Genomic DNA, 22744 nt, shown 5'->3' with positions numbered 1-22744 from the left:
GATCGCCTTATGACCGAAATCAACGCAGCCCGTACGAGCCTGGAAGATGTCGAAGAGGCACTCAAGGACGTCATCGACCCCGAACTCGGTGTCAACGTGGTGGACCTTGGGCTGCTCTACGGTCTGAAGTACTCCGAAGAAGACGGCGCCCTGCTGATCGACATGACGCTGACCACCGCGGCCTGCCCGCTGACCGATGTCCTGGAGGAACAGGTCGGCAAGGCGCTGGACGGCGTGGTGGACGACTGGCGCCTGAACTGGGTATGGATGCCGCCATGGGGTCCCGAGCGGATCACCGACGACGGCAAGGACCAGATGCGGGCCCTCGGCTTCAACATCTGAGCCTCCACCGCCTTAAGCGACGACGGCGGCGGGTCACCTTCCTTGGAAGGCGACCCGCCGCCGTCGGGCTTTAAGAAGCTGGGCTTTAAGGAGCTGCCTTTACGGCCGGGCGACCGCGAAGGTATCGCACTTGGTGATGTCTCCGGTGCTGTACCCCTGGGAGAACCATTTCTGGCGCTGGGCGCTGGAGCCGTGGGTCCAGGCTTCGGGGGAGACCCGCCCGGTGGCGGCTTCCTGGATGCGGTCGTCGCCGACGGCGGAGGCTGCGGACAGCGCGTCCGCCAGGTCCTGCTTGGTGAGCGGTTCCAGGAACGGCTGGCCGGTGTCGGGGTCCTTGGCCGTGCTGGCGTACCGTGCCCACAGGCCCGCGTAGCAGTCAGCCTGCAGCTCCACGCGGACGGCGCCGGACTGCGGACCCTGCGGGTCCTCCTGGGCACGGCCGAGGTCGCCCAGCATGTTCTGGATGTGGTGCCCGAACTCGTGCGCCACCACGTACTCCTGGGCCAGCGGTCCGCCGGAGGAGCCGAAACGGTCCACGAGTTCCTGGAAGAAGCCGGGATCGAAGTAGGCAGTGCGGTCGGCCGGACAATAGAGCGGGCCGACCTCGCTGGTGGCGGCGCCGCAGCCGGTGTTCGTGGCTTGGTCAAAGATGACCGTCTGTGGGCGGGAGTACTTCACGTTGTAGTCGGCCAGGTAGCCCGGCCAGAAGCTGTTGAGGCTGTTGACCGTACCGAGGATGCGGCAGTCGAGCCGCTTGTCCGCGTCCACGCCGGTGCGGCACTCGTTCGTCCCGCCGGACGACTGGGTGGTTCCCGGACCGACGGCCGGCGGCTGGCCGCCTCCCGTGAGGTCCTCCACGAGCTGCGGGTTCACCCCGAGCAGCACAAGCAGGAGGGCAACGATGCCGCCGCCGATCCCGCCACCGATCTTCGTTCCGCGTCCCAACCCGCCGCCGCGGCGGTCCTGCACCTGGCTGGGGTCCAGCTCCACTCCGTCATTGAAACTCATAGTGCCAACCATAAACGTCACAGGCCGCCGAAGGCTGGCCACCGGAAGCTAAAATGCTCTGGTGCCTTTCCTGAACAAGCTCCAGCTCCAGGCTGCCGAACGGCCGGACGACACCGCAGTCGTCGTGGGCGGCAAGCGGCTCAGCTGGGCGCAGCTGCGCGACGACGCGACGCTGCGGCTCGCCGAAACGCCGGGCACCTCGGTGCTGGCGGAGCCCAACTCGCTGCACTTCGTGGTGTCCTATGTGGCCGCCGTCGCCGGCGTACGCCGCTGCGCCGTGCTTGACCCGCTGTGGCCGGACGCGTTGATCGGCGAGGTGGCGGAGCGGATCGGGCCGGCCGGTGAGCCTGGTGGCGATGAGCTCGTGGACGGTCCGCCGGAGTCCGACTTCCTGGTGGGCCTCACCTCCGGCACCACCTCTGTGCCGAAGGCCTTCACCCGTACACGGCGGTCCTGGCAAGAGTCCTTCGAGGCCTCTGTGGAGTTCTTCGGGCTCCGGCAGGATGACGTCACGCTGGCACCGGGCCCCTTGGCTGCGAGCCTTAACCTGTACACGCTCTCCGAATGCCTGTACGCCGGTTCCGCCTTCCACACCCTGGAGACGTTCGACGTCGGTGACGCCCACGCGGCGATCGCCCACGACGGCGTCACCCGGCTGGTGCTGACCCCCACCGTGCTGCGCCTGCTGAGCGAACGCGGGCTCGCAGGCGGCGTGGACGCCTCGGCCATCCGCAGCATCATCTGCGCCGGTTCGAAGTTGGACGCCCGGACCCTGGAAGCGGCGCGGCGCTGGGCACCGCACGCCGCGATCTTCGAGTACTACGGCGCCTCCGAACTCAGCTTTGTATCCGGCACCTGCCTGGCGGCAGGGGAGCCGCTCGACGCCGGCGGCACCGGAATCGGCCGGCCGTTTCCCGGCGTCGGACTCTCCATCCGGGACGATTCCGGCGCTGAACTGGCCGACGGCCGGCACGGCAACATCTGCGTCCGCAGCGGCATGGTCTCGAACGGATACCTGTGGGGCGACGACGGGCACGCCCTCCGCTGCCTGGACGGCTGGTACACCGTGGGGGACCAGGGCTACCTGGAAGACGGTGTGCTGCACATCCTCGGCCGGCGCTCGGACATGATCCTTTCGGCCGGGCGGAATGTCTACCCGCATGAGGTTGAACTGGCGCTGGCCTCCGTTCCCGGTGTATCAGCCGCGGTGGCCGCCGGCATGCCCGATGAGCTCCGTGGCCAGCGTGTGGTGGCCGGCATCCTGCCGGCCTGCGGTGCCGTGACCGCCACCCAGCTTCGGACCGGCCTGGACGGCCTGCTGGCCCGGGACAAGCGCCCGCTGCAGTACTACCAGCTGTCCGAGCTGCCCGTGACGGACCGCGGCAAGGTCAGCCGCAAAGTCTTCCTTGAATGGATCGAGGCCAACGATCCACGGGTCCGGATCCTTGCCTGACACCGGGGCCACCGTGGATCCTTCCCTGCAGCCGGTCATCATCGCGGCGTTGCGCACCCCGGTCTGCCGCGCCGGCGGTCAGTTGAAGGCCCTGCGTGCGGAAGAACTGTTGGCGCCTGTGCTGCGGTCCCTGCTGGACGCCACGGGCATCGATAGTGCTGCAGTCAGCGATGTGGTGATCGGCAACGCCGTGGGCGGCGGCGGCAACCTGGCCCGTCACGCGGCCCTGCTGGCCGGGCTGCCGGTGAGCGTGCCGGGCATGGTGGTGGACCGGCAGTGCGGTTCGGGCCTTGACGCGATCGTGCTGGCGTCCCGCCTGCTCGCTGCCGGCGGCGACGGGATCTACCTGGCCGGCGGGGTGGAGAGCATCAGCACCGCCCCGCTGCGTGCCTACCCCGGCGCGGCACCGGATGCGGAACCCGAGTTCTTTTCCAGGGCGCGTTTCGTCCCGCCGCAGTTCGGTGACCCGGACATGGGGGTGGCCGCCGAGAATGTGGCCCGGCGGTACGGGATCAGCCGCGATCGGCAGGACGCCTTCGCCCTGCGCAGCCATGAACGGGCCGTTGCCGCCCGTGACGCCAGCCGCTTCTCCGGCGAAACCGTGCCCCTCGCGGCGGGGGACGTTGTGGTGGAGTACGACGACGGTCCCCGCCGCTCGCTCAACGCCGCCGTCCTGGGGCGCTTCCCGGCCGCGTTTGTTCCCGGGGGAACTGTCACCGCCGGGAACTCCTGCTTCGACGCCGACGCTGCGTCCGCCGTCGTGATCACTTCGCTGCGGCGCGCCCGGGAACTGGGTGTCCCGGATGCGCTGCGGGTGCTCGGGAGCGATACCGCCGGCGTGGACCCGGAGCTGTTGGGCATCGGAGCGGCGGCAGCAGGCTCCCGTCTGTTGGATCGTCACGGACTGCGGCCGGCCGAGGTGGGGCTCGTGGAGTTCAACGAGGCCTTCGCCGCCCAGGCCCTCGCCTGCCTTGATGCTTTGGGTATCGATCCGGAACGGGCAAACCTCGACGGCGGTGCCCTCGCCCTGGGGCACGGCTATGGTGCCTCCGGGGCTGTTCTCGTCACCCGGCTCCTGGCGCAGGCCCGGGCCATGACCGGCACACTTCCGGCGGACCAAGACAGGGATCTGCTCGCTTTGGCGTTGATCAGCATTGCCGGCGGCATGGGCACGGCCGCACTTTTCCGCTACCTGCGGTTCTAGCGTTCCCCGGCCTCGCTCGCTTCGTTCGCGTCTGCCTCGCCCAGCCCGCGTGCGGCCAGGGCATCGCCGGTCTGCCGGGCGTAGGCCACCGTGGAGATGAACACCGGAAGCACGAGTGCGCGCGGATTCCGTTCCAGCCCCCGGGCACGTGCGGCGTCGCGCACATCGGCAAAGGTGCCTGCGATGAACGGGATGCTCCGCAGCATGATGGCGATGGTCAGGGCGAAACGCTCGGGATCGGCGCCGAAGCGGCGGAACGGGCGCGCGAGCCCCGCGACGCCGTCGAGCAATTCCTGGACCGGCGTTGTCGCGGTCAGCACAGACGCGGCCACCACGCAGACCAGCACGTTGAGCACGATCCGCGCGGCGGTCGGCGCCCCGAGCTGCCACCACTGGAACAGCCCGATCAACAGCAGCACCGGCGCCATCAGCCACAGCGCCCGGAGTAGCCGCCGGAGCCCCGCGCCGCTGAGCAGGAACAGCCCGCACATAGCGGCGAAGACCGCGGCGGATACCCGCCAGTCGACCATCAGGAAGGACGCCGCACCGCAGGCCGCCACCAGCAGGAACTTAGCCCAGAGGGGAGTCCGGTGCACCAGGGAGTTTCCCGGCACGTGGTTCGCCAGCAGGAAGCCGTGGCCCCTCACTGTACTTCCCTGGACTGTTGCGCTTCCTCAAACGACGCCGCGCACAGCGCCCGGTAGTGTTCGACGGCGGCCGCGGGGGCGCCGTCGAACACGATCCGTGCGTCGTCCACCACCAGGACGCGGTCCATATCCAGCGCAAGCTCGAGGTCGTGCGTGGACATGACGATCTGCTGTTCGAGGCCCGCCAGGGTGCGGCGCAACAGTTCCCTGTTGCGGAGGTCCAGCAGGGTGGACGGTTCATCGAGGAGCAGCACGGACGGCTCCACCGCCAGCACCGCGGCCAAGGCCAGCAGCTGCCGTTCGCCGCCGGAGAGTTCATAGATGCTCTGGTCCGCCAGGTGCAGCAGGCCGAAACGCGCCAGCACCGCCTCCGCCCGGGCCGCCCGTTCGCTCGCGTTCTTCACGCTGCGGCGCAGGGACAGCTCCACGTCCTCCCGCCCGGTGGGCATCACCAGCTGGGAGAGGGGGTCCGTGAAGACGAAGCCCACCTTTGAACGGACAGCGCGGATCCGTTCGGTGGTGCTCGAGCCGTCTACCAGCACCGAGCCGCTGCTCGGGAGCACGAGCCCGTTCAGCAGCCGCAGCAGCGTCGACTTGCCGGAACCGTTGGCGCCGATCACGCCGATCCGCTGCTCCCGGAGCTGCAGCGCCACGCCGTCGAGCAGCGTCTTTGGCCCATCCTGGCCGTCCACGGTGACGCGGACCGCCACGTCCTTGAGCTCGATCATGGCTTGCGCACGCGGCGGACCAGCAGATCCGGGAAGGCCTTGTGCAGGGCGACGGCGATGACCGCGGCCAGGACATTCTTGATGACATCGCCGGGGTAGTAAACGAGGTCCGCCAGGAAGGCCTTGCCGAAATCGAGCTTTCCATTCACCACCATGCCGAGGACGCCGAGAGAGTGGACCAGGACGATGCTGCTCACGGTGGCGGCGGCGAAGAAGAACAGCGCACGGTATTTGACGGTCTTGCGGATGACGACGGCGGCCAGCCAGCCGGTGGCCGCGGCGGCCAGCGGGAAGGCGATGATGTAGCCGGCGGAGGGGCCCGCGAGGATGCCGAGCCCGCTGCGCCCGCCGCTGAAGATCGGCAGCCCGGCCAGGCCCAGCAGGACGTAGAGACCGACGGCGGCGAAACCGCGTCCGGCGCCCAGCACCATGCCGGTGAGCATGATGGCGAGGGTCTGGATGGTGATCGGCACGCCGAGGGCGCCCATCGGAACGCCCGGGACGAAAGCCGCGGCCGCGACGAGCGCGGCGAAAACGGCGATCAGGCCGAGGTCGGTGGCGTTCCATGGCGTGCGCGCCTGCGGGCGGGTGGTGGTGCTCTGGCTCATTGCGTTCCTGTCCGTGGGAGGGTGCGGAAAAGTAGGTGTTCGGATGCGTTCCCCCTGGTTTCCGAGCGTACGTGGCCGGGGCGTGCCGGTTTTTGGAGGCTTCGGACAAGGCTGCTCGGCCGGCTTTGTCAGGCTGTCCACAAACGGGCCGGTAGACTTGGACAGGCCGCATTCGCGGCCTTCTCCGTTGCGCCGGCTTTGCTGTGCCGTGGCGTCCCCGTTGAAAGGCATCCGAAGAATTGATCACCGTCCAGGAACTCGAACTCCGCGCCGGCGCCCGCCTGCTGATGGACCAGGTCAACTTCAGGGTGGACAAGGGGGACAAGATCGGGCTGGTGGGCCGCAACGGTGCCGGCAAGACAACCCTCACCCGCGTCCTCGCCGGTGAAGGCCTGCCCGCCGCCGGAAAAGTGACCCGCAGCGGCGAGATCGGCTACCTGCCGCAGGATCCGCGCACCCCGGACATGGAGCAGCTGGCACGCGACCGCATCCTGTCCGCGCGCGGCCTGGACGTCGTCGTCGGGAAGCTGAAGAAGGCCCAGGCCGAGATGTCCAGCGAGGACGCTGCCGTCCAGCGCAAGGCGATGGCCCGCTATGACCGCCTCGAAGCGGAGTTCCTGGCCGGCGGCGGCTACGCTGCCGAGGCCGAGGCCGCGGCGATTTCCTCCAACCTGGCCCTGCCCGAGCGCATCCTCAACCAGCCGCTCAAGACCCTCTCCGGTGGCCAGCGCCGCCGCGTGGAGCTCGCGCGCATCCTCTATTCGGACGCCGAGACCCTGCTCCTGGACGAACCCACCAACCACCTCGACGCCGACTCCATCTCCTGGCTCCGGGACTTCCTGAAGAGCCACCAGGGCGGGCTGATCGTCATCAGCCACGACGTGGAACTGCTCGAAGCCACGGTCAACAAGGTCTACCACCTGGATGCCAACCGGGCGCAGATCGACTACTACAACATGGGCTGGAAGCGGTACCTGCAGCAGCGCGAAACGGACGAGCGCGCCCGCAAGCGCGAACGCGCCAACGCCGAAAAGAAGGCGCAGGTCCTGCTCGACCAGGCCAACAAGATGCGCGCCAAGGCCACCAAGGCCGTGGCCGCACAGAACATGGCCAAGCGCGCTGAGCGCCTCCTCAGCGGCCTGGAAGCAGTCCGCGAGCAGGACCGCGTGGCAGCGCTGCGCTTCCCGGAGCCCGCGCCCTGCGGCAAGACCCCGCTCACAGCAGAAGGACTCAGCAAGTCCTACGGCTCGCTGGAAATCTTCACCGACGTGGACCTCGCGATCGACCGTGGTTCCAAGGTGGTCATCCTGGGCCTCAACGGTGCCGGCAAGACCACCCTGCTGCGCATGCTGGCGGGCGTGGACAAGCCTGATACCGGAAGCATCGTGCCGGGCCACGGCCTGAAGGTGGGTTACTACGCCCAGGAGCACGAAACGCTCGACCATGAGCGTACGGTGCTGGAAAACATGCGCTCGGCCGCCCCGGACATGAAGGACGCCGAGGTGCGTGGCATCCTCGGCTCGTTCCTGTTCTCCGGAGACGACGTCGACAAGCCGGCCGGCGTTCTTTCCGGTGGCGAGAAGACCCGCCTGGCGCTGGCCACCATCGTGGCTTCCAGCGCGAACGTGCTGCTCCTGGACGAACCGACCAACAACCTGGACCCGGCCAGCCGTGCCGAAATCCTGGGCGCCCTCCGCAACTACACCGGCGCCGTGGTGCTGGTCAGCCACGATGAGGGTGCCGTGGAGGCGCTCAACCCGGAGCGCGTGGTGCTGCTGCCTGACGGCGTCGAAGACCTCTGGAACGAGGATTACCTGGACCTGATCACCCTCGCCTGACACGAGGGCGGCGCCTGGCCCCTGACAGCGCGGAAACCCTTAGCGGACGCGCAGCGGGCGGGCGTCCGTAATCCGGGCGAGGTCCCGGTAGCTGATGGAGAACATCGAGGAATGGTCTCCGCCGCCTGCCCACAGTACGGGGTGCGCCTCGAGCGATTCATCCAGGATGGTCCGGATCGGCCGCGGATGGCCTACCGGAGCCACGCCGCCCACTTCCTGACCGGTGTGCTCGAAGACAAACTCCGGGCTGGCACGGCGCACTTTGCCGCTGCCCAGCTGGGCTGCCACGAGCGCGGTGTCCACGCGCGCTGCGCCGCTTGCGAGGATCAGGAGCGGGCCGCCGTCGTGCTCAAAGACGAGGCTGTTGGCAATCGCCGCGACGTCGCAACCCAACTGTTCCGCAGCCGCCGCCGCGGTGGGCACGCCCGCGCCGAAAACCTGTACGGTGTCCGGCAGGCCGGCGGCCAGGAGCGCGGAGCGGACGGTGTCGACCGGCCCGGGAACAACGGACGGGTGGGATTCAGAAGCCTTGGGCATCGAGAATCGCGTCTTCCTCTTCTTCCGATGTGCGGCGCTTGGACGGCCGCTTGCGTGCAGCTTTCACCCGTGCAGCTTTGACCCGGGCGGCGGCGCCGAAATCGTCGTCGTCATCCTCGGCGTCGATCCGTGCGTTGCGGGCCTGCTGGCGGGCGGCGTAGCCGAAGCCCACGAACATGAGCACCCCGAAGGCGAACCACTGCAGCGAATAGGACAGGTGCGTGCCCTCTTCCGTGGACGGCTTGGGGAAGGCAACAGGCATCGCCGCGGCGGGCGGTGTTTCCGAGGCGAGCTGGCCGTACGCACCGGTGAAGATGGGGTAGGGGAGTTCCTTCGCGAATGCCGGCAGGTCGATGGACGCCAGTTGCCCTTCGACGGCTCCTCGGTCCAGTTTCGCTTCGCCCGGTTTGAGCCGCACGACGACGGTCACCTCACCGGCGGGCGGGGCAGGGATGCTGTCCGGGCGGCCCGGAGTCTTGTTGCCGATGGGCAGCCAGCCACGGTCGACCACCACCGCTTCGCCGCTGGAGAGACGGAACGGCACCACCACTTCGTAGCCGGGCTGGCCGTTGAGTGGTCGGTTGCGCACGACGCGCTGGCCCGCGGGATCGTACTCTCCGCGGAGTTCCACCTGCGTCCATTCCTTGGCCGGATCCAGCGATTCGAACTGTGACCTGGCGTCGCTGAAGGGGATGGGTGCGGCCGAATAGTTGCTGACCACGCGGTTGATTTCAGCGAGGGTTTCGGCGCGGCGGTCCATCTGCCAGCGGCCCAGGAACACGCACGCCGTGGCGAAAATGAGTGCCAGGACGAAATAGCCCAGCCACTTGCTGGAAAACAGAAAACGGTACATTCAGCTGTTCCCGCCCTGCTGCTCTCCGATGGCAGTCCCGGCAGTGAAAGGAAGCGTTTCCTTCCACAGGCCCCGGGTCTGCAGGTAGTCCTCCAGCCAGCCGCGGTGTTCGGTGCAGGACAGCCACACCTTGCGGCGCTCCGGAGTGTGGATGCGCGGGTTGTTCCACAGCAGTTGCCAGTCCGCGCCGGCGCGGCAGGCCTTGCGGGAGCAGATGGCGGGCGCGCCTTCGGGAGCACCCGCACCGGACGCGAGGGAAAAGAGGTTCACGACGCCGCCTGTCCGCCGCCGTCGTCGGGCTTGCCTGCGGGGCGGGCGCCCGGGCTGTGCCCGCCGTTTTCGTCCGGCGCACCGCCGTCTTCGACGATTTCGCCTTCCAGGATGGTCATCGGCTGCCCGTCCTCCGTTTCCTCAGCTGCAGGTGTTTCCCGGCCCCGCTCGGGAGCGTCAAGCTCCGCAGCGGGGACGTAATCCAGCAGGGCGTCGCTGTGCACTTCGGCTTTGTCGCTGCCGTTGGCGATCACCACGGCGATCCACGGCAGGAACACGGCGCCGGCCACGGCCACAAGCTTGAACCAGCCATCCACCACGAAGATCAGGACAATGCAGACCATACGGATGCCCATGGCAACCGCGTACTTGATCATCCGTTCGCGCATGTCTTCCGAATGCGCGGCGGCGGCGTCCGTGATGCTGTGGACTTCCGGGTACGAGGATTCCGGTACCGGGTTTCCGGTTCCCCGGTGCGGGGAACGGTCGTCTTTTGTCACAGCTTTTTCACCACACTCCAATGCTCCTTCCAATTCTCTCACCATGGCACTTGGCGCCCAAACCATGCGGGCTTCGTCACGGTGGGGGACTGGACGGTATGCCTTTCCACGGCCGCGCCGGGCCGCGGATAAGATCGATCCGGGAAACATCCTTCTTCAAGTGCGGCAGCTTCCTGCCGCGGGATCACGGAGCGCAGAGCATGTCTGAAACAGCAAATGGCCGGAGCGTACTCATCACCGGTGGCAACCGCGGAATCGGCCTGGCCATCGCCGAGTCCTTCCTCGCCAACGGTGACAAAGTGGCGGTGACCTACCGCAGCGAATCGCCGCTTCCCGAAGGCATCCTCGGTGTCCGTGCCGACGTCACTGACGAAGCCTCGCTTGATGCTGCCTTCAAGGAAGTCGAAGCGGCGCACGGCCCGGTGGAGGTGCTGGTGGCCAACGCGGGCATCACCAAGGACACCCTGCTGCTCCGCATGAGCGAAGACGATTTCACCTCCGTGCTCGACACCAACCTCACCGGCGCCTTCCGCGTGATCAAGCGCGCCTCCAAGGGCATGATCCGCCTGCGCAAGGGCCGGGTTGTGCTGATTTCCTCGGTGTCCGGCCTGTACGGCGCACCCGGCCAGATCAACTACTCTGCGTCCAAGGCCGGACTGGTGGGCATTGCCCGCTCCCTGACGCGCGAACTCGGCAGCCGCGGCATCACGGCCAACGTGGTGGCCCCGGGCTTCATCAACACCGACATGACCGCCGAGCTGCCGGAGGAAACCCAGAAGAACTACCTGGCCAGCATTCCGGCAGGACGTTTCGCCGAAGCCACCGAGGTCGCCAACGTGGTGCGCTGGATCGCCAGCGACGAAGCCGCATACATTTCCGGCGCCGTGATCCCGGTCGACGGCGGCCTCGGCATGGGTCACTAGCGGCACCATTGCCGCCGATTCCGGAATACGCCGCGCCGGTACGTACCTGTTTTGTGGGATGCCCACAACGGGAAACCGTGCAGGCGCTGGCATGATGGATTCCGGACCCACACTGTTTGGACGTCATGAACAAAAGGAGCTCGAATGGGACTGCTCGACAACAAGACCGCAATCGTCACCGGATCCTCGCGGGGCATCGGCGCCGAAGTTGCCAAGATCCTCGCCGGTGAAGGCGCCGCCGTCGTGGTCAACTACCGCCAGAAGGCACCGCGGGCCAACAAGGTCGTTTCCGGCATCCAGGAAGCCGGCGGCCGTGCAGTCGCCGTCGGTGCGGACCTGACCACCGTGGAGGGCGTGCACGCCCTGGCCAGCGCCGCCATGGAGGAATTCGGTTCGCTGGATGTCCTGGTCCTCAACGCTTCCGGCGGCATGGAGTCCGGCATGGAGGAGGGCTACGCGCTCAAGCTCAACCGCGACGCGCAGCTGAACATGCTGAACGCAGCAGTGCCGCTGATGCCGGAGGGTTCCCGCGTGGTCTTCGTGACCAGCCACCAGGCACACTTCATCGACACTGTTCCGACGATGCCCGAATACGAGCCCGTGGCCCGCAGCAAGCGTGCCGGCGAAGTGGCCCTGCGCGAGCTGCTCCCGAGCCTCGAGGAAAAGGGCATCACCTTGGTCGTGGTCTCCGGCGACATGATCGAAGGAACGGTCACCGCCACCCTCCTTGACCGCTCGAACCCGGGCGCCATCGAGGCCCGCCGCGCCGAGGCCGGCAAGCTGTACTCCGTGGAGGAGTTCGCCGCCGAGGTCGCCAAGATGGTGACGGCCGACGTCGAAAACGGCCACACCGAATACGTCGGCGGCGCCGACTACTTCGGCAAGAGCGCCTAGTCCGTTCAACGCCGCATCCAAGCCCCCGGTCCGCAGTTGCGGGCCGGGGGTTTGTGCATTGCCTGGGATACCCCTCGGGGGTATTGTTGGCTCTGTTTGGACCAGTGCCACGGACCGGAGAGGGGAAACATGCGGGCAGCAACTGCCAAGCTAGGCTTGATCCTTGCCGTGGCCGGGGTCCTTCTTGGGCTTCTGGGGATGCATGTGCTGAACGGCCACCACGCCGGACACAGCCCGGGCGGAAGCCCGCTTGTGACCGCCTCGATGGAAGTGGCTGCCCACGCTGATCACGCCGGGGAAGCGCACGCTTCCCATGGAGGCGTCGATTCGGGTGCCGCTGCGGCCGTCGATTCAAGCACGCCGGGCGAATCGTGCGGTTGTGCCGCACCCTGCGCCGAAGCCACTGAGGTGCATTCGCCCTGCGTTCCGTTGCCCAACACCCAGACCCTCACGGCCCTTCCCGGCCCGCAGTTGCTCGTACCGGCGGACTTGCCTGCCGTGCGGCTGATCGCTGGCGGCGGCGTTGTGGCCCACCCGCCGCGTCCTTCCTTGTACGAGCTGTGCATCAGCCGCTGCTGAGCTGTACCGCCGAATCCGCCGCGCCGCGTGCGCATCCGGCGCCCGGCAGCACGCACTGAACGTTTCACCCACAAGCAAGGAACTTTTCCATGACCATTTTCACGAACACCTCCAGCAAGCAGCGGACCGAGCGCCGCATCGCCGCCGTCGGCCTGGTCCTGGCCGCAGGCCTCGTACTCGCCGGCTGCTCCGCCGGCAACGGCACCCCTGCGCAGTCCGGCCACAGCGGGCACCAGAGCCAGGCTCCGTCGTCGGGCGCCGGCCACAACGCCGCTGACACCGCTTTTGCCCGGAACATGATCGTCCACCACCAGCAAGCTGTGGACATGAGCGAAACCATGCTCGCCAAGAAGGACCTCCCGCAATCCGTCACAGCCCTGGCCGAGCGAATCAAGGCCGCCCAGGGCCCCGAAATCGCCACCATGACAAGCTGGCTCAAGGGCTGGGGCGAGCCGGTGGAGATGCCCGGGGGACACGGCGGCCACACGATGGAAGGCATGCTGGGCGAAGAGGACCTCGCGGCCCTTGACGCCGCCCAAGGCAAGGCGGCCGCCAAGCTGTTCCTCCAGCAGATGACCGAACACCATGAAGGCGCCCTTGCCATGGCCAAGGAAGAACAAGCCAAGGGCAAGGACGCCGGGGCAGTCGCCCTGGCAAAGGAGATCATCACCGCCCAGGAAGCGGAGGTCAAGGAGATGAAGGCGCTGCTCTCCGGCCTCGGCTAAGCGACATCCCGGCGAAGCCCGTCCAAAGGAAAAGGCCGTGGCCCCGCAAAGGGCCACGGCCTTTTCGGATGCCGCCCGCGGATCTTCGCCTCGGTCGTCTTTGGGCGTCAGCCGAAGGTGCGCGCCTCGTGCCCGAGCCGCGCAGAGATCCCGATGATCTCCTCCGCGTGCGTGGAGGGGACCACCACCAGCGGGTACGCGTCGGAATCCTCATCCAGGTAGACCACGCGCAGCCCGCCGGCCGCGAGCAGCCGATCGGTGTGCGCGACTGCGTCCTCCAGGTCATCGGTGTCTTCGACAGCCTCAAGATTGATGCCCGACCGGACCACCCGGGGTACCGCGGCAAGGGCCTGGGCGAGCTCCACCCCGGTGTCCTTCCAATCCAGATACGCCAGTGCACCGGCATCGTCGAGCCCATCGACCACCGCCAGCCACGGGTCGATCTCATCGGCGGACTCGATGCCGCGCTCGGAAAGCCGCCCTTCGTGGCGGCGGAAGTACTCCTCGGGATCGCTGGCCGCAAGCCGCACGTCGTTGGCGAACTCGGCATCGTCGTCGAGGAGCCCACAGAGCCGGGCCCAGTCATTCGCTGCGGTGGTCATGCGGTCATCTCACTTCCTGGCGGTTCGTTCATCGTCCGGGGTGTTGGACGAGCGGATCAGACGCCGGCGATGTGCCGCACCGCGTCCAGGTAGGGCATGTTGATGGCGGCGTCAGCAACGGCGCGCACCGCCGGCTTGGCGTTGAAGGCAACCCCGATGCCGGCGGCGCCGAGCATGTCGAGGTCGTTGGCGCCGTCGCCCACTGCGATGGTGTGTTCCAGCCCGATGCCCTCGGCGGCGGCCCACTGGCGCAGGTACTTCTCCTTGGCCGCCCGGTCGATGACTTCGCCGAGCACCTTGCCGGTCAGGGCGCCGTCCACGATTTCCAGTTCGTTGGCGATCCAGTGGTCAAGTCCCAGCTCTTCGGCAATCGGGCGCAGGATCTGGTTGAAGCCGCCGGACACCACGGCCACGGCGTGGCCGGCCGCCTTGAACGCCGCCACGAGCTCGGCCGCACCCTCGCTCAGGCGGACTTCCGCGCGGACGGAATCGACGACGTCGGCCGGCAGCCCGGCGAGCACTGCCACCCGGGCGTGCAGGCTCTGGGCGAAGTCCAGTTCGCCGCGCATGGCGGCTTCCGTGACGGCTGCGACCTCTTCCCGCTTGCCGGCGTGCGCCGCGAGGAGTTCGATGACTTCCTGCTGGATGAGCGTGGAGTCGACGTCCATGATGAGCAGCTTGCGGGCTGCCTGGCGCAGGCTGTCCGGAACGATCGCGGTGTCCATGCCGGCGCCGGCGGCATCGGCCAGTATCCGGCGCAACGGGGTGAGGTCTTCGGAGAGTCCATTGTCCACCGCGAGGCCCACCGTGTAGACGCTGAAGCGCTCGTCCCCGGAGCGGGCCTCGGAGGTCAGGGAAGCACCCGCGGAAGACAGCACATTCCGGAGGTTTTCCAGCTCCATGGGGGACAATTTCACGCCGTAGCTGACGGCGGTCACGTTCGAACTCATGGCTGCAATCTTAGCCAGCGCGGGAGTGCCCCCTGAATTCCATATGACGCCCCGGCGTATGACTGCCCGCCGGTTATCAATCGGCCCTGAATTTGTCCTAGTGTCTATTCCTATGAGTGATGTTCTTGAACTGACTTCTGTCAGCGTCGTCCGGGGTTCCAAGACTTTGCTGGACAAGGTGGACTGGCAGGTCAACGACGGCGAACGCTGGGTAGTCCTCGGCCCCAACGGGGCAGGCAAGACCACACTCCTCCAGATCGCCGCGGCGCGCCTGCACCCCAGCAGCGGCACCGCCGGCATCCTCGATGAAACCCTCGGCCGCGTGGATGTCTTCGAACTGCGTCCCCGCATCGGCCTGTCGTCGGCCGCCCTGGCCAACCAGATCCCGGAACACGAAAAGGTCCTTAACGTCGTGGTCACCGCCGCGTACGGCGTCACCGGCCGCTGGCGCGAAGGCTACGAACGCGACGACGAGCGCCGCGCCTTCGCCCTGCTGAATGACTGGGGCATGGGACCCCTCCTGAACCGCACCTTCGCCTCGCTGTCCGAAGGCGAACGCAAGCGCGTGCAGATCGCCCGTGCCCTGATGACGGACCCCGAACTCCTGCTCCTTGACGAGCCCGGCGCCGGACTCGACCTTGGCGGCCGCGAAGAGCTGGTGCACCGCCTCGCCGAGCTTGCCAATGACGAGGAAGCCCCCGTCATGGTGCTGGTGACCCACCATCTCGAAGAAGTACCTCCGGGCTTCACCCACGCCATGCTGCTGCGCGACGGCGGCGTGGTCGCCGCCGGGCCGATCGACGAGGTCCTCACGGCCGAACACCTCAGCACCACCTTCGGCGTGGACCTGGACGTCACCGAGAACGCGGGGCGCTACACGGCCACCGCCCGCCGCTGACCCGGCGCCTCAAGATACTGGAACCTGCATAGTGGAATTGCTCAGCGGCGTCATCACGTTCATCGCCGGCCTGTGGGCCGGCACCATCAATGCCGTAGTCGGCTCCGGCACCCTGGTGACCTTCCCGGTCCTCATCGCCCTCGGCATCACGCCGGTCGTGGCGTCCATGAGCAACGCCATGGGCCTCGTGGCCGGTGCTGCCGCCGGTGCCTGGGGCTACCGCCGCGAAGTGGCCGGCCGTGGCAGGCAGCTGCTCCAGCTCCTTCCGGCGTCCCTTCTGGGCGGCATCACCGGCGCATGGCTCCTCCTGCACCTGCCGGAGAAGGTCTTCCACTTCGCCGCTCCAGTGCTGCTGGTGCTCGCTTTGCTCATGGTCATCTTCCAGCCGCGCCTTCAGGCGTGGGTGCGCAACCGCGGGGAGAACCCGGAGCACGCCCTCAAGGACAAGAACCACGGCATCCTGCTGGTGGTGCTCGTGTACCTGGCCGGCGTGTACGGCGGATACTTCGTTGCAGCCCAGGGCATCCTCCTGGTGGGCATCCTTGGTGTGTTCATGACGGGCACCATCCAGAACGCCAATGCCATGAAGAACTTCCTGGTGCTGGGCGTGAACATGGTGGCCGCTGTGTCCTACATGCTGTTCGCCTTCGACCGGATCAACTGGGTTGTCGTGGCCCTGATTGCCGTCAGCTCCACCATCGGCGGCCTGCTTGGGTCCAAGGTGGGGCGGAAGCTGTCTCCGGTGGTCCTGCGCGGCGTGATCTTTGCCCTCGGCCTGGTCGCCCTCGGATTCATGATCGCCAACCTGCTGAAATAGCCGTACACCCGAAAGACCCCGGCCGGTGACCTTCCACTACCTCGAATCCGCGGACGATCCGCGGGTGTCCGACTACACCCAGCTCACCGATGTGCACCTGCGCAAACTACGGGAACCGGAAGAAGGCATGTACATCGCCGAGTCTTCCCGCGTGCTGCGCCGGGCCCTGGCCGCGGGCCACCAGCCGCGGTCATTCTTCCTCGCGGAGAAATGGCTCGAAGACCTCGATGACGTCTTCCGGCAATTCCCGGGCGTTCCGGTCTATATCGGGCAGGCAAAGCTGCTGGAAGAAATCACCGGCTTCCACCTGCACCGGGGAGCGATGGCCGCCATGCACCGCCCGGCCCCCGTGCCCCTCGAAACGCTGCTGGCCGATGCCCGCCGCGTGGCGGTGCTGGAAGACATCGTGGACCACACGAACGTCGGCGCCATCTTCCGTTCCGCTGCGGCCCTGGGCTTGGATGCCGTGCTGATCACTCCGCGTTGCGGTGACCCGCTCTACCGGCGCAGCGTCCGGGTCAGCATGGGCACTGTCTTCCAGGTCCCGTGGGCCCGGCTGGAAAGCTGTCCCGGCGACCTCGGACGGCTTAAGGCGCAGGGCTTCACCGTCGCCGCGATGGAACTGACGGACGATGCCGTGGACCTGGACGAGCTCGCGGCCCGCGGCCCGGAGAAGCTCGCCCTGGTGCTCGGCACGGAAGGTGCCGGAATGAGCCCGGAGACGCTGGCCGCCGTCGACCTTGCCGTCAAGATCCCCATGCGCGCGGGAGTGGACTCGCTGAACGTGGCCGCGGCGTCCGCCGTCGCGTTCTGGGAACTGCGGCCTCGGGACTAGCTTCGGGAGCGGCCACTCAGCGGCCGATCTTCCCCTGCTGTGCCGGCGGGAGACCGTCGCCGCGCCGCGTTGCCGACTCGAGCGCCGCATTCGCGCTCCGGGTCAGGTAGGCGTGCACATTGGCGGCGAGTTCCGGGATGGGCCTCGGCGGCAGGTATGCGGACGCGCCGGAGTCGAGGAGCCTGCCGACAGGCCCGGAGTAGTTGACGCCCAGTTCCTCGTCTTCGATCTCCGTGATGACCACCTTTGCGTGGGGGAACTGGTGGCGGAGCATGCCAAGCAGCTGGGGGCTGACCGGATGGACCAGCAACACGTCGGCGCTTGGCGGTGCCTTGCTGAAGTCGACCACGATGTAGTCGTCGCCGAATTCGTCGGACAGGCGCCGGCGGGCCGTCTCGGAGAGCGTCATGGCGGTCGCGACGACGGTGACGCCGTCCGGGGCCGGCGGCGCGTCCGCGCGCGGCGAAGGTGGTTCGACGACGGTTCCCTCGAGGACTGCGGGGAGGAACCGCAGCGAGCCGAGCGCGCGTCCTTCCCGCGAGAGGGCAATGCCGTGACCCGCGATGGCCGCTTCAAAGACGGCGCGTACTTCCGGCGGCAGGCTATCCAGATCCAGGTGTGGTTCGGCCATGCAGCAAGCCAACCACGGAAGCCCGCCGGGCCGCAGGAAATCCGCGCCCGCGCGGCCGAACCGCCGGTTCGCCAGCAGCGGCCGATTCCGCTAGGATTGTTTGTTGGCCCGGAAGCCGCGGAACGTTCACCGTCCGCCGGTACACGGACCGCCTCCATTCATACCTGGCAGCTGGCAAAATCCAGCTGCGCGAACAAAGGTCCAATTATGAAGTCTGATATCCACCCGAAGTACGAAGCTGTTGTTTTCAACGACCTCGCTTCCGGCGTCAAGTTCCTGACCCGCTCCACCGTTTCCTCTTCCAAGACCATCGAATGGGAAGACGGCAACACCTACCCGGTCATCGACGTCGAAATCTCCTCCGAGTCCCACCCGTTCTACACGGGCAAGCAGCGCATCATGGACTCCGCAGGCCGTGTCGAGCGCTTCAACGCACGCTTCAAGGGCTTCGGCGCCAAGAAGTAAACGACTTCAGCAAAGTCATCCGGCAAAGCCCGCGTCCCGGCAAGGGGACGCGGGCTTTGTTGTTCGCGCATTAAGCAGTGCGGCGGTTTTCCGGCAGGATGGTGGGCATGAGTTCCCTTTCTTCCACGCAGGATCCCGACGCCGGCCGCCTCCACGGCGAATTCAAGGTACCTGGCGGAAAACTTGTGGTGGTTGACTGCCGGATGGCGGACGGCGTTCTCACCGACGTCTCGGTGAGCGGCGACTTCTTCCTCGAGCCGGATGAAGCGCTGCAGGACATCAACCGGGCCCTCACCGGCCTGCCGGAGGACTCGACGCCGGGAGAACTGGCGGCTGCCGTCACGGCCGCCCTGCCGGCCGACGCCGTCCTGTTCGGCTTCTCCGCCGACGCTGTCGCCGTCGCGGTCCGCCGGGCACTGGCGAAGGCCAGCGGCTGGCTTGACCATCAGTGGGAGGTGATTCCGCCGTCGGTCCTTCCCACGCAGCTGAACGTCGCACTGGACGAGGTGCTCACCGAGGAGGTCGGCGCAGGGCGGCGCAACCCCACCCTGCGCTTCTGGGACTGGGAAGAACCTTCCGTGGTGATCGGCAGTTTCCAGTCCGTGCGCAATGAAGTGGACCCCGGCGGCGTGGCCCGCCACGGCATTACGGTGGTGCGGCGCATCAGCGGCGGGGGAGCGATGTTCATGGAGGCGGGCAACTGCATCACCTACTCGCTCTACCTGCCGCAGACCCTGGTGGACGGGATCAGCTTCGCCGATTCCTACGCCTTCCTGGATGCCTGGGTGATGGCCGCGCTGGAAAAACTGGGCATCACGGCCTTCTATGTTCCGCTCAACGACATCGCCACCGAGCAGGGAAAGATCGGCGGCGCCGCTCAAAAACGACTGGCCAACGGCGGCATGCTGCACCACGTGACCATGAGCTATGACATCGATGCCGACAAGATGGTCGAGGTGCTGCGCATCGGCAAGGAAAAGCTCTCAGACAAGGGGACTCGCAGCGCGAAGAAGCGCGTGGACCCGCTGCGCAGGCAGAGCGGCTTGCCCCGGGAAGCAATTATCAAGGCCATGCAGGAGGTCTTCATCGAACGCTACGGCGCGGTGGAATCACGCATCACCGACGCCGAACTTGCCGCGGCCCGGGACCGGGTGCGCAGCAAGTTCGGCACCGATGAATGGCTCTACAGGATTCCCTGATTTATTCGGAACGCCTAGTGTCCGCCCCCGCCGAAGGCCTCGGGGTAGGGGAAGAGGTGTCCGTTGCAAAGCATGCCGGGGCTGGGTACTTCGGCCTTGAAGCCTGCCTTGACGATCTGGCCGTAGGACTGCACGCGGCCGCCCTCCACCGGATCGTCGGGGCTATCGTTCAGGCCTGAGAATGAACAGATGGAATTCGCGTGTTCGGGTCCGCGTTCCACCTGTCCCTGGGCCGACGCGGGTGCTGCAGTGAAGCCCATCAGTGCCGCGGCACAGATGGCCGACGCCAGAAGGGTTTTCCTGGGCATCGCTGTTCCTCGCTTCCTTACTGGATGGCTGGTGAACGCGATCCTACTCAGGCCCTTGTGCCCGGAACACCGTGGTCAGTACTCGATTAATCTGCGGCCGGCCGGCTCTGGACTACGCGTGGCGCAGGTACTCAGCCGCGGGCCTGGGCGCGCAGCGAACGCAGCAGGTGGTCGCGCTGCTCGAGGATGATGCGCCGCAGTGCCCGCGGAGCGTCCGGGTTCTCCGCGAGCCAGGTGTCCGTGCGGAGCAGCACCGGATGGTCTGCGGCTTCCGTCCCCGCCGGGAGGTCCTGGGCGCCCGGGAACAGGCCCCGCACGATCCTGCCGGCAATCTCGATGCTGCGTTCGCCCCACACCTCTTCCAGGCACTCAAAGTACGGCTCAATGTATGGATCCAGCATCCCGGCCGGAGCGGTCATGAATCCGGCAATGGTGGCTGAGAGGATTTCGTTGGAAAGTTCATTCGACTCGACGGCGGCCTTCCACGCTGCTGCCTTCACCTCGGGGTCCGGCCGCGCCGCCGATGCCAGGGCGTGGCCTTCGCGTCCGGAGGCGGTGTTGTCCCGTGCCAGTTCCGTGTCGAGTTCGGCCTGGCTGGCGTCCCCGTTGGCGGCCAGGGCCTGCCACAGGCTCCAGCGCAAGTCTGCATCCAGGGTGAGGCCCTCGATCGCTTCGGCGCCGGAGAGCAGCCCGCGGATCAGTGCGAGCTGGCTGCTGTCGTGCCGTGAGAGGCCCGCGAGGGTCCGCGCCCAGGCAAGCTGCTGGTCCGAGCCGGGCACACTGGAACGCAGCTGTACCGCTGCCGCAGCCAGGAACCCTTGCCGCACAGGCTCCCGGAGAACCGCGGGGACGTAACGCTGCACCGCCGTCGCGGCGTTGCCAAGGACGTTCAGCAGCACGCCGACGCCGGTTTCTGCGGGGGCGAAGCGTTCGACGGCGGCCACGTACAACGCCGCGGGCGTCACGGCGTCGCGGGCCGAATCCCAGAGCGCTGTCCAGCACAGTGCCCGGGCCATCGGATCGGTGATCCGGTCCAGTGCTTCCCGGACCGTCGCCTCGGACACCGGGTCGAGGCGCACTTTGGCGTAGCTGAGGTCCTCGTCGTTGACCAGCAGCAGGGCCGGGCGCGGCCTCCCGGCGAGGGAAGCGGCGACGGTCAGCGGGCCGTCGACGTCGAGCTCAATGCTGTCCGTCCGGAGCAGGGTGCCGCCCGCGCCGCCGTCGAAATCGTAAAGTCCCAGCTTGATCCGGTGCGGCCGGTGCTCCTGCCGGCCGGTCACGGGGTCCACCGATTCCTGGTGCAGCAGCACAGAATCCATGGAGCCGTCCGGCCCCTCGGCGATCTCCGCCGTGAGGGTGGAGATGCCGGAGGTCTGCAGCCACTGCCGGCTCCATCCGGCCAGTTCCCGGCCCGAGGCCGCTTCCAGCGCGGTAAGCAGGTCATGCAGCGAGGTGTTGCCGAAGGCATGGTCGCGGAAGTAGCGGCGTGATCCGTCAATGAAGGCGTCGAAGCCCACGTACGCGACCAACTGCTTGAGCACCGAGGCGCCCTTGGCATAGGTGATGCCGTCGAAGTTCTGCTTGGCGGCTTCGAGGTCCGGGATATCGGCCACGATCGGGTGCGTGGTGGGCAGCTGGTCCTGCAGGTAGGCCCAGGCCTTGCGCTTGTTGGCGAAGTTCACCCACGCCGAGGTCCAGTCCGTGGCGCGGTCCACACCCAGGGTGCCCATGAAGTCGGCAAAGGATTCCTTGAGCCACAGGTCATCCCACCAGCGCATGGTCACGAGGTCGCCGAACCACATGTGCGCCATCTCGTGCATCAGGGTGTTGGCGCGGGCCTCGTATTGCGCGTCCGTGGCCCGTGAAGTGAAAACGTACTTTTCGGTGAACGTCACCAGGCCGGGGTTTTCCATGGCCCCGAGGTTGTATTCGGGGACAAATGCCTGGTCGTATTTTCCCCACGGGTAGGGGTAGTCGAACAGCCCGTTGAAGAAATCGAGTCCCGCCTTCGTCAGCGCGAACAACTCTTCCGTATCAAAGGAGGGCGCCAGCGATGCGCGGCAGTAAAGGCCCAGCGGCACCTCAAGCCGGGTGCCGTCGTCGAGCACTGTGCTCCAGTGGTCTTCGGCGCGGAAGTAGGGGCCGGCCAGCACGGAGGTGATGTACGTGGACATGCGCTTGGTGGGGGCGAAGTCCCAGGTGCTGGCGGCGGGGTCGGTGGCCAGGGGAGCGCGGCCGGTTTCGGCGCCGTTGGAGGCCACCTGCCAGTCCGAGGGCGCGGTGACGTGGAAAGTGAACTCCGCTTTCAGGTCGGGCTGCTCGAAATCGGCGAAGACCCGGCGGGCATCGGCGGGCTCGTACTGGGTATAGAGGTAGCACTTGCCGTCGGCTGGATCGAAGAAGCGGTGCATGCCCTCACCGGAACGGCTGTACAGCGCCGTGCCGGTCACGATTACTTCGTTGTCCGCCGCGAGCCCGCCAAGCCTGATCCGGTGGCCGTCGACGGCGGTGGCCAGGTCCAGTTCCTTGCCGTTCAGGAAGACGCTGTGCACTCCGCCGTGGATGAAGTCCAGGAATGTTTCCGAACCCGGGCTTGCGGAGAATGCGATGAAGGTCCGGCTCGTGTATCCGTCGACGGCCGGATCCGCCGCCTGCCGGATGTCCAGGGACACGTCATAACGGTGGGTGGTTACGAGGGCGGATCGGGCAGCTGCTTCATCGCGGGTGAGATTCGACACCCACATATCTAACCATGCAGGGACGACCCCGGAGCGGCACCGGGCGAGCCACCCGCCGGGGCGTCCCGGCAGGTATATATTGGCAGCTACGGAGCCGGGAAATACCGGTAAAGACGGACGCGTCCGGCGCCGGTTCCGTAAAGGCAATGACGTGAAGCGCGTCACATAATCGGCGCGAAATGCGCCCGAAAT

General features: G+C 67.3%; 26 protein-coding genes. 13 read left to right on the top strand and 13 right to left on the bottom strand.

The window, feature by feature from the left end:
• Positions 1-9 precede the first annotated feature (9 nt).
• Positions 10-342 carry a metal-sulfur cluster assembly factor gene (locus BIU82_RS10980; protein WP_070349509.1) on the top strand — a complete coding sequence of 111 codons (333 nt, stop codon included), beginning with the start codon at positions 10-12 and terminating at the stop codon, positions 340-342.
• A gap of 99 nt (positions 343-441) precedes the next feature.
• Here BIU82_RS10980 and BIU82_RS10975 read toward each other — a convergent pair whose 3' ends face one another.
• On the bottom strand, positions 442-1350 hold the full coding sequence (locus BIU82_RS10975; RefSeq protein ID WP_070349508.1) for a neutral zinc metallopeptidase: 909 nt from the start codon (positions 1348-1350) through the stop codon (positions 442-444).
• A 61-nt stretch (positions 1351-1411) separates the two neighbouring features.
• Between BIU82_RS10975 and BIU82_RS10970 the strand changes: the two genes are divergently transcribed.
• Positions 1412-2803: an AMP-binding protein gene (locus BIU82_RS10970; protein ID WP_070349507.1), complete on the top strand. Its 1392-nt coding sequence runs from the start codon at positions 1412-1414 to the stop codon at positions 2801-2803.
• Complete coding sequence (locus BIU82_RS10965) at positions 2796-4007, top strand: thiolase family protein (protein ID WP_070349506.1); 1212 nt, start codon at positions 2796-2798, stop codon at positions 4005-4007. Before BIU82_RS10970 ends, BIU82_RS10965 begins: the two co-directional genes overlap by 8 nt.
• Here the strand turns inward: BIU82_RS10965 and BIU82_RS10960 are convergent.
• The 3 genes from BIU82_RS10960 to BIU82_RS10950 are packed head-to-tail and all read right to left on the bottom strand — an operon-like array spanning position 4004 to position 5990.
• Positions 4004-4654: an energy-coupling factor transporter transmembrane protein EcfT gene (locus BIU82_RS10960; protein WP_070349505.1), complete on the bottom strand. Its 651-nt coding sequence runs from the start codon at positions 4652-4654 to the stop codon at positions 4004-4006. The two genes, BIU82_RS10965 and BIU82_RS10960, sit on opposite strands and share 4 nt — an antisense overlap.
• Positions 4651-5382 (bottom strand): ABC transporter ATP-binding protein, encoded by a 732-nt coding sequence (locus BIU82_RS10955; RefSeq protein ID WP_070349504.1) that lies wholly within the window; start codon positions 5380-5382, stop codon positions 4651-4653. The genes BIU82_RS10960 and BIU82_RS10955 overlap by 4 nt, the downstream gene beginning before the upstream one ends.
• Entirely contained in the window at positions 5379-5990 is a 612-nt protein-coding gene (locus BIU82_RS10950) for a biotin transporter BioY (protein ID WP_070349503.1), read from the bottom strand. Before BIU82_RS10950 ends, BIU82_RS10955 begins: the two co-directional genes overlap by 4 nt.
• Positions 5991-6229: 239 nt before the next feature.
• On the opposite strand from BIU82_RS10950, the gene BIU82_RS10945 reads away from it, so the two are divergent.
• Positions 6230-7828, top strand: a complete 1599-nt coding sequence (locus tag BIU82_RS10945) for an ABC-F family ATP-binding cassette domain-containing protein (protein ID WP_070349502.1) — start codon at positions 6230-6232, stop codon at positions 7826-7828.
• Between the two features lie 39 nt (positions 7829-7867).
• On the opposite strand, the gene BIU82_RS10940 is transcribed toward BIU82_RS10945, so the two are convergent.
• The 4 genes from BIU82_RS10940 to BIU82_RS10925 are packed head-to-tail and all read right to left on the bottom strand — an operon-like array spanning position 7868 to position 9988.
• Positions 7868-8365, bottom strand: coding sequence for a YbaK/EbsC family protein (locus tag BIU82_RS10940; protein WP_070349501.1), 498 nt, complete (start codon positions 8363-8365; stop codon positions 7868-7870).
• The gene (locus BIU82_RS10935; protein WP_070349500.1) at positions 8349-9218 is read right to left on the bottom strand and encodes an SURF1 family protein; all 870 of its coding nucleotides are present in this window, start codon (positions 9216-9218) and stop codon (positions 8349-8351) included. Before BIU82_RS10935 ends, BIU82_RS10940 begins: the two co-directional genes overlap by 17 nt.
• Positions 9219-9488 (bottom strand): hypothetical protein, encoded by a 270-nt coding sequence (locus BIU82_RS10930; RefSeq protein ID WP_070349499.1) that lies wholly within the window; start codon positions 9486-9488, stop codon positions 9219-9221.
• Positions 9485-9988 carry a DUF3099 domain-containing protein gene (locus tag BIU82_RS10925; protein ID WP_253182746.1) on the bottom strand — a complete coding sequence of 168 codons (504 nt, stop codon included), beginning with the start codon at positions 9986-9988 and terminating at the stop codon, positions 9485-9487. The genes BIU82_RS10930 and BIU82_RS10925 overlap by 4 nt, the downstream gene beginning before the upstream one ends.
• A gap of 200 nt (positions 9989-10188) precedes the next feature.
• On the opposite strand from BIU82_RS10925, the gene BIU82_RS10920 reads away from it, so the two are divergent.
• From BIU82_RS10920 to BIU82_RS10905, 4 genes are all read left to right on the top strand, one after another.
• Positions 10189-10911, top strand: a complete 723-nt coding sequence (locus BIU82_RS10920; RefSeq protein ID WP_070349497.1) for a beta-ketoacyl-ACP reductase — start codon at positions 10189-10191, stop codon at positions 10909-10911.
• Between the two features lie 144 nt (positions 10912-11055).
• A complete protein-coding gene (locus tag BIU82_RS10915; RefSeq protein WP_070349496.1) occupies positions 11056-11805 on the top strand; it encodes an SDR family oxidoreductase in 750 nt (249 codons plus the stop codon).
• Between the two features lie 129 nt (positions 11806-11934).
• Positions 11935-12384 (top strand): hypothetical protein, encoded by a 450-nt coding sequence (locus BIU82_RS10910; protein ID WP_070349495.1) that lies wholly within the window; start codon positions 11935-11937, stop codon positions 12382-12384.
• Between the two features lie 89 nt (positions 12385-12473).
• Positions 12474-13109, top strand: coding sequence for a DUF305 domain-containing protein (locus tag BIU82_RS10905; protein ID WP_070349494.1), 636 nt, complete (start codon positions 12474-12476; stop codon positions 13107-13109).
• Between the two features lie 107 nt (positions 13110-13216).
• Here BIU82_RS10905 and BIU82_RS10900 read toward each other — a convergent pair whose 3' ends face one another.
• Both BIU82_RS10900 and serB read right to left on the bottom strand, forming a co-directional pair.
• The gene (locus BIU82_RS10900) at positions 13217-13711 is read right to left on the bottom strand and encodes a hypothetical protein (protein ID WP_070349493.1); all 495 of its coding nucleotides are present in this window, start codon (positions 13709-13711) and stop codon (positions 13217-13219) included.
• A gap of 56 nt (positions 13712-13767) precedes the next feature.
• The gene (gene serB, locus BIU82_RS10895) at positions 13768-14661 is read right to left on the bottom strand and encodes a phosphoserine phosphatase SerB (protein ID WP_070349492.1); all 894 of its coding nucleotides are present in this window, start codon (positions 14659-14661) and stop codon (positions 13768-13770) included.
• 112 nt (positions 14662-14773) lie between these two features.
• Here serB and BIU82_RS10890 point away from each other — a divergent pair, with 112 nt between their 5' ends.
• The 3 genes from BIU82_RS10890 to BIU82_RS10880 are packed head-to-tail and all read left to right on the top strand — an operon-like array spanning position 14774 to position 17211.
• Positions 14774-15559, top strand: a complete 786-nt coding sequence (locus BIU82_RS10890; protein ID WP_070349491.1) for an ABC transporter ATP-binding protein — start codon at positions 14774-14776, stop codon at positions 15557-15559.
• A gap of 31 nt (positions 15560-15590) precedes the next feature.
• The gene (locus BIU82_RS10885) at positions 15591-16376 is read left to right on the top strand and encodes a sulfite exporter TauE/SafE family protein (RefSeq protein ID WP_070349490.1); all 786 of its coding nucleotides are present in this window, start codon (positions 15591-15593) and stop codon (positions 16374-16376) included.
• A gap of 25 nt (positions 16377-16401) precedes the next feature.
• Positions 16402-17211, top strand: coding sequence for an RNA methyltransferase (locus BIU82_RS10880; RefSeq protein ID WP_070349489.1), 810 nt, complete (start codon positions 16402-16404; stop codon positions 17209-17211).
• 16 nt (positions 17212-17227) lie between these two features.
• Here BIU82_RS10880 and BIU82_RS10875 read toward each other — a convergent pair whose 3' ends face one another.
• Positions 17228-17842 carry a hypothetical protein gene (locus BIU82_RS10875; protein ID WP_070349488.1) on the bottom strand — a complete coding sequence of 205 codons (615 nt, stop codon included), beginning with the start codon at positions 17840-17842 and terminating at the stop codon, positions 17228-17230.
• 207 nt (positions 17843-18049) lie between these two features.
• Here BIU82_RS10875 and BIU82_RS10870 point away from each other — a divergent pair, with 207 nt between their 5' ends.
• Positions 18050-18307 carry a type B 50S ribosomal protein L31 gene (locus BIU82_RS10870; RefSeq protein WP_070349487.1) on the top strand — a complete coding sequence of 86 codons (258 nt, stop codon included), beginning with the start codon at positions 18050-18052 and terminating at the stop codon, positions 18305-18307.
• Positions 18308-18414: 107 nt separating this feature from the next.
• Entirely contained in the window at positions 18415-19506 is a 1092-nt protein-coding gene (locus BIU82_RS10865) for a biotin/lipoate A/B protein ligase family protein (RefSeq protein ID WP_139146581.1), read from the top strand.
• 14 nt (positions 19507-19520) lie between these two features.
• Here BIU82_RS10865 and BIU82_RS10860 read toward each other — a convergent pair whose 3' ends face one another.
• Positions 19521-19814 carry a hypothetical protein gene (locus BIU82_RS10860; RefSeq protein WP_070349485.1) on the bottom strand — a complete coding sequence of 98 codons (294 nt, stop codon included), beginning with the start codon at positions 19812-19814 and terminating at the stop codon, positions 19521-19523.
• A 131-nt stretch (positions 19815-19945) separates the two neighbouring features.
• Positions 19946-22558, bottom strand: a complete 2613-nt coding sequence (pepN, locus tag BIU82_RS10855; RefSeq protein WP_070349484.1) for an aminopeptidase N — start codon at positions 22556-22558, stop codon at positions 19946-19948.
• Positions 22559-22744: the final 186 nt, after the last annotated feature.

Origin of the sequence: Arthrobacter sp. SW1 (assembly GCF_001766675.1) — a bacterium.
GTDB lineage: Bacteria > Actinomycetota > Actinomycetes > Actinomycetales > Micrococcaceae > Arthrobacter.
Note: the sequence above shows the minus strand (reverse complement) of the source record. Positions and strands in the feature narration are given on the sequence as shown.

What these genes read in the sequence shown, in the direction of transcription:
- BIU82_RS10980 (WP_070349509.1), top strand. Translation starts at nt 10, where the DNA reads ATGACCGAAATCAACGCAGCCCGTACGAGCCTGGAAGATGTCGAAGAG.
- BIU82_RS10975 (WP_070349508.1), bottom strand. Translation starts at nt 1,350, where the DNA reads ATGAGTTTCAATGACGGAGTGGAGCTGGACCCCAGCCAGGTGCAGGAC.
- BIU82_RS10955 (WP_070349504.1), bottom strand. Translation starts at nt 5,382, where the DNA reads ATGATCGAGCTCAAGGACGTGGCGGTCCGCGTCACCGTGGACGGCCAG.
- BIU82_RS10950 (WP_070349503.1), bottom strand. Translation starts at nt 5,990, where the DNA reads ATGAGCCAGAGCACCACCACCCGCCCGCAGGCGCGCACGCCATGGAAC.
- BIU82_RS10940 (WP_070349501.1), bottom strand. Translation starts at nt 8,365, where the DNA reads ATGCCCAAGGCTTCTGAATCCCACCCGTCCGTTGTTCCCGGGCCGGTC.
- BIU82_RS10935 (WP_070349500.1), bottom strand. Translation starts at nt 9,218, where the DNA reads ATGTACCGTTTTCTGTTTTCCAGCAAGTGGCTGGGCTATTTCGTCCTG.
- BIU82_RS10920 (WP_070349497.1), top strand. Translation starts at nt 10,189, where the DNA reads ATGTCTGAAACAGCAAATGGCCGGAGCGTACTCATCACCGGTGGCAAC.
- BIU82_RS10915 (WP_070349496.1), top strand. Translation starts at nt 11,056, where the DNA reads ATGGGACTGCTCGACAACAAGACCGCAATCGTCACCGGATCCTCGCGG.
- BIU82_RS10910 (WP_070349495.1), top strand. Translation starts at nt 11,935, where the DNA reads ATGCGGGCAGCAACTGCCAAGCTAGGCTTGATCCTTGCCGTGGCCGGG.
- BIU82_RS10905 (WP_070349494.1), top strand. Translation starts at nt 12,474, where the DNA reads ATGACCATTTTCACGAACACCTCCAGCAAGCAGCGGACCGAGCGCCGC.
- BIU82_RS10900 (WP_070349493.1), bottom strand. Translation starts at nt 13,711, where the DNA reads ATGACCACCGCAGCGAATGACTGGGCCCGGCTCTGTGGGCTCCTCGAC.
- serB (WP_070349492.1), bottom strand. Translation starts at nt 14,661, where the DNA reads ATGAGTTCGAACGTGACCGCCGTCAGCTACGGCGTGAAATTGTCCCCC.
- BIU82_RS10890 (WP_070349491.1), top strand. Translation starts at nt 14,774, where the DNA reads ATGAGTGATGTTCTTGAACTGACTTCTGTCAGCGTCGTCCGGGGTTCC.
- BIU82_RS10875 (WP_070349488.1), bottom strand. Translation starts at nt 17,842, where the DNA reads ATGGCCGAACCACACCTGGATCTGGATAGCCTGCCGCCGGAAGTACGC.
- BIU82_RS10870 (WP_070349487.1), top strand. Translation starts at nt 18,050, where the DNA reads ATGAAGTCTGATATCCACCCGAAGTACGAAGCTGTTGTTTTCAACGAC.
- BIU82_RS10865 (WP_139146581.1), top strand. Translation starts at nt 18,415, where the DNA reads ATGAGTTCCCTTTCTTCCACGCAGGATCCCGACGCCGGCCGCCTCCAC.
- BIU82_RS10860 (WP_070349485.1), bottom strand. Translation starts at nt 19,814, where the DNA reads ATGCCCAGGAAAACCCTTCTGGCGTCGGCCATCTGTGCCGCGGCACTG.
- pepN (WP_070349484.1), bottom strand. Translation starts at nt 22,558, where the DNA reads ATGTGGGTGTCGAATCTCACCCGCGATGAAGCAGCTGCCCGATCCGCC.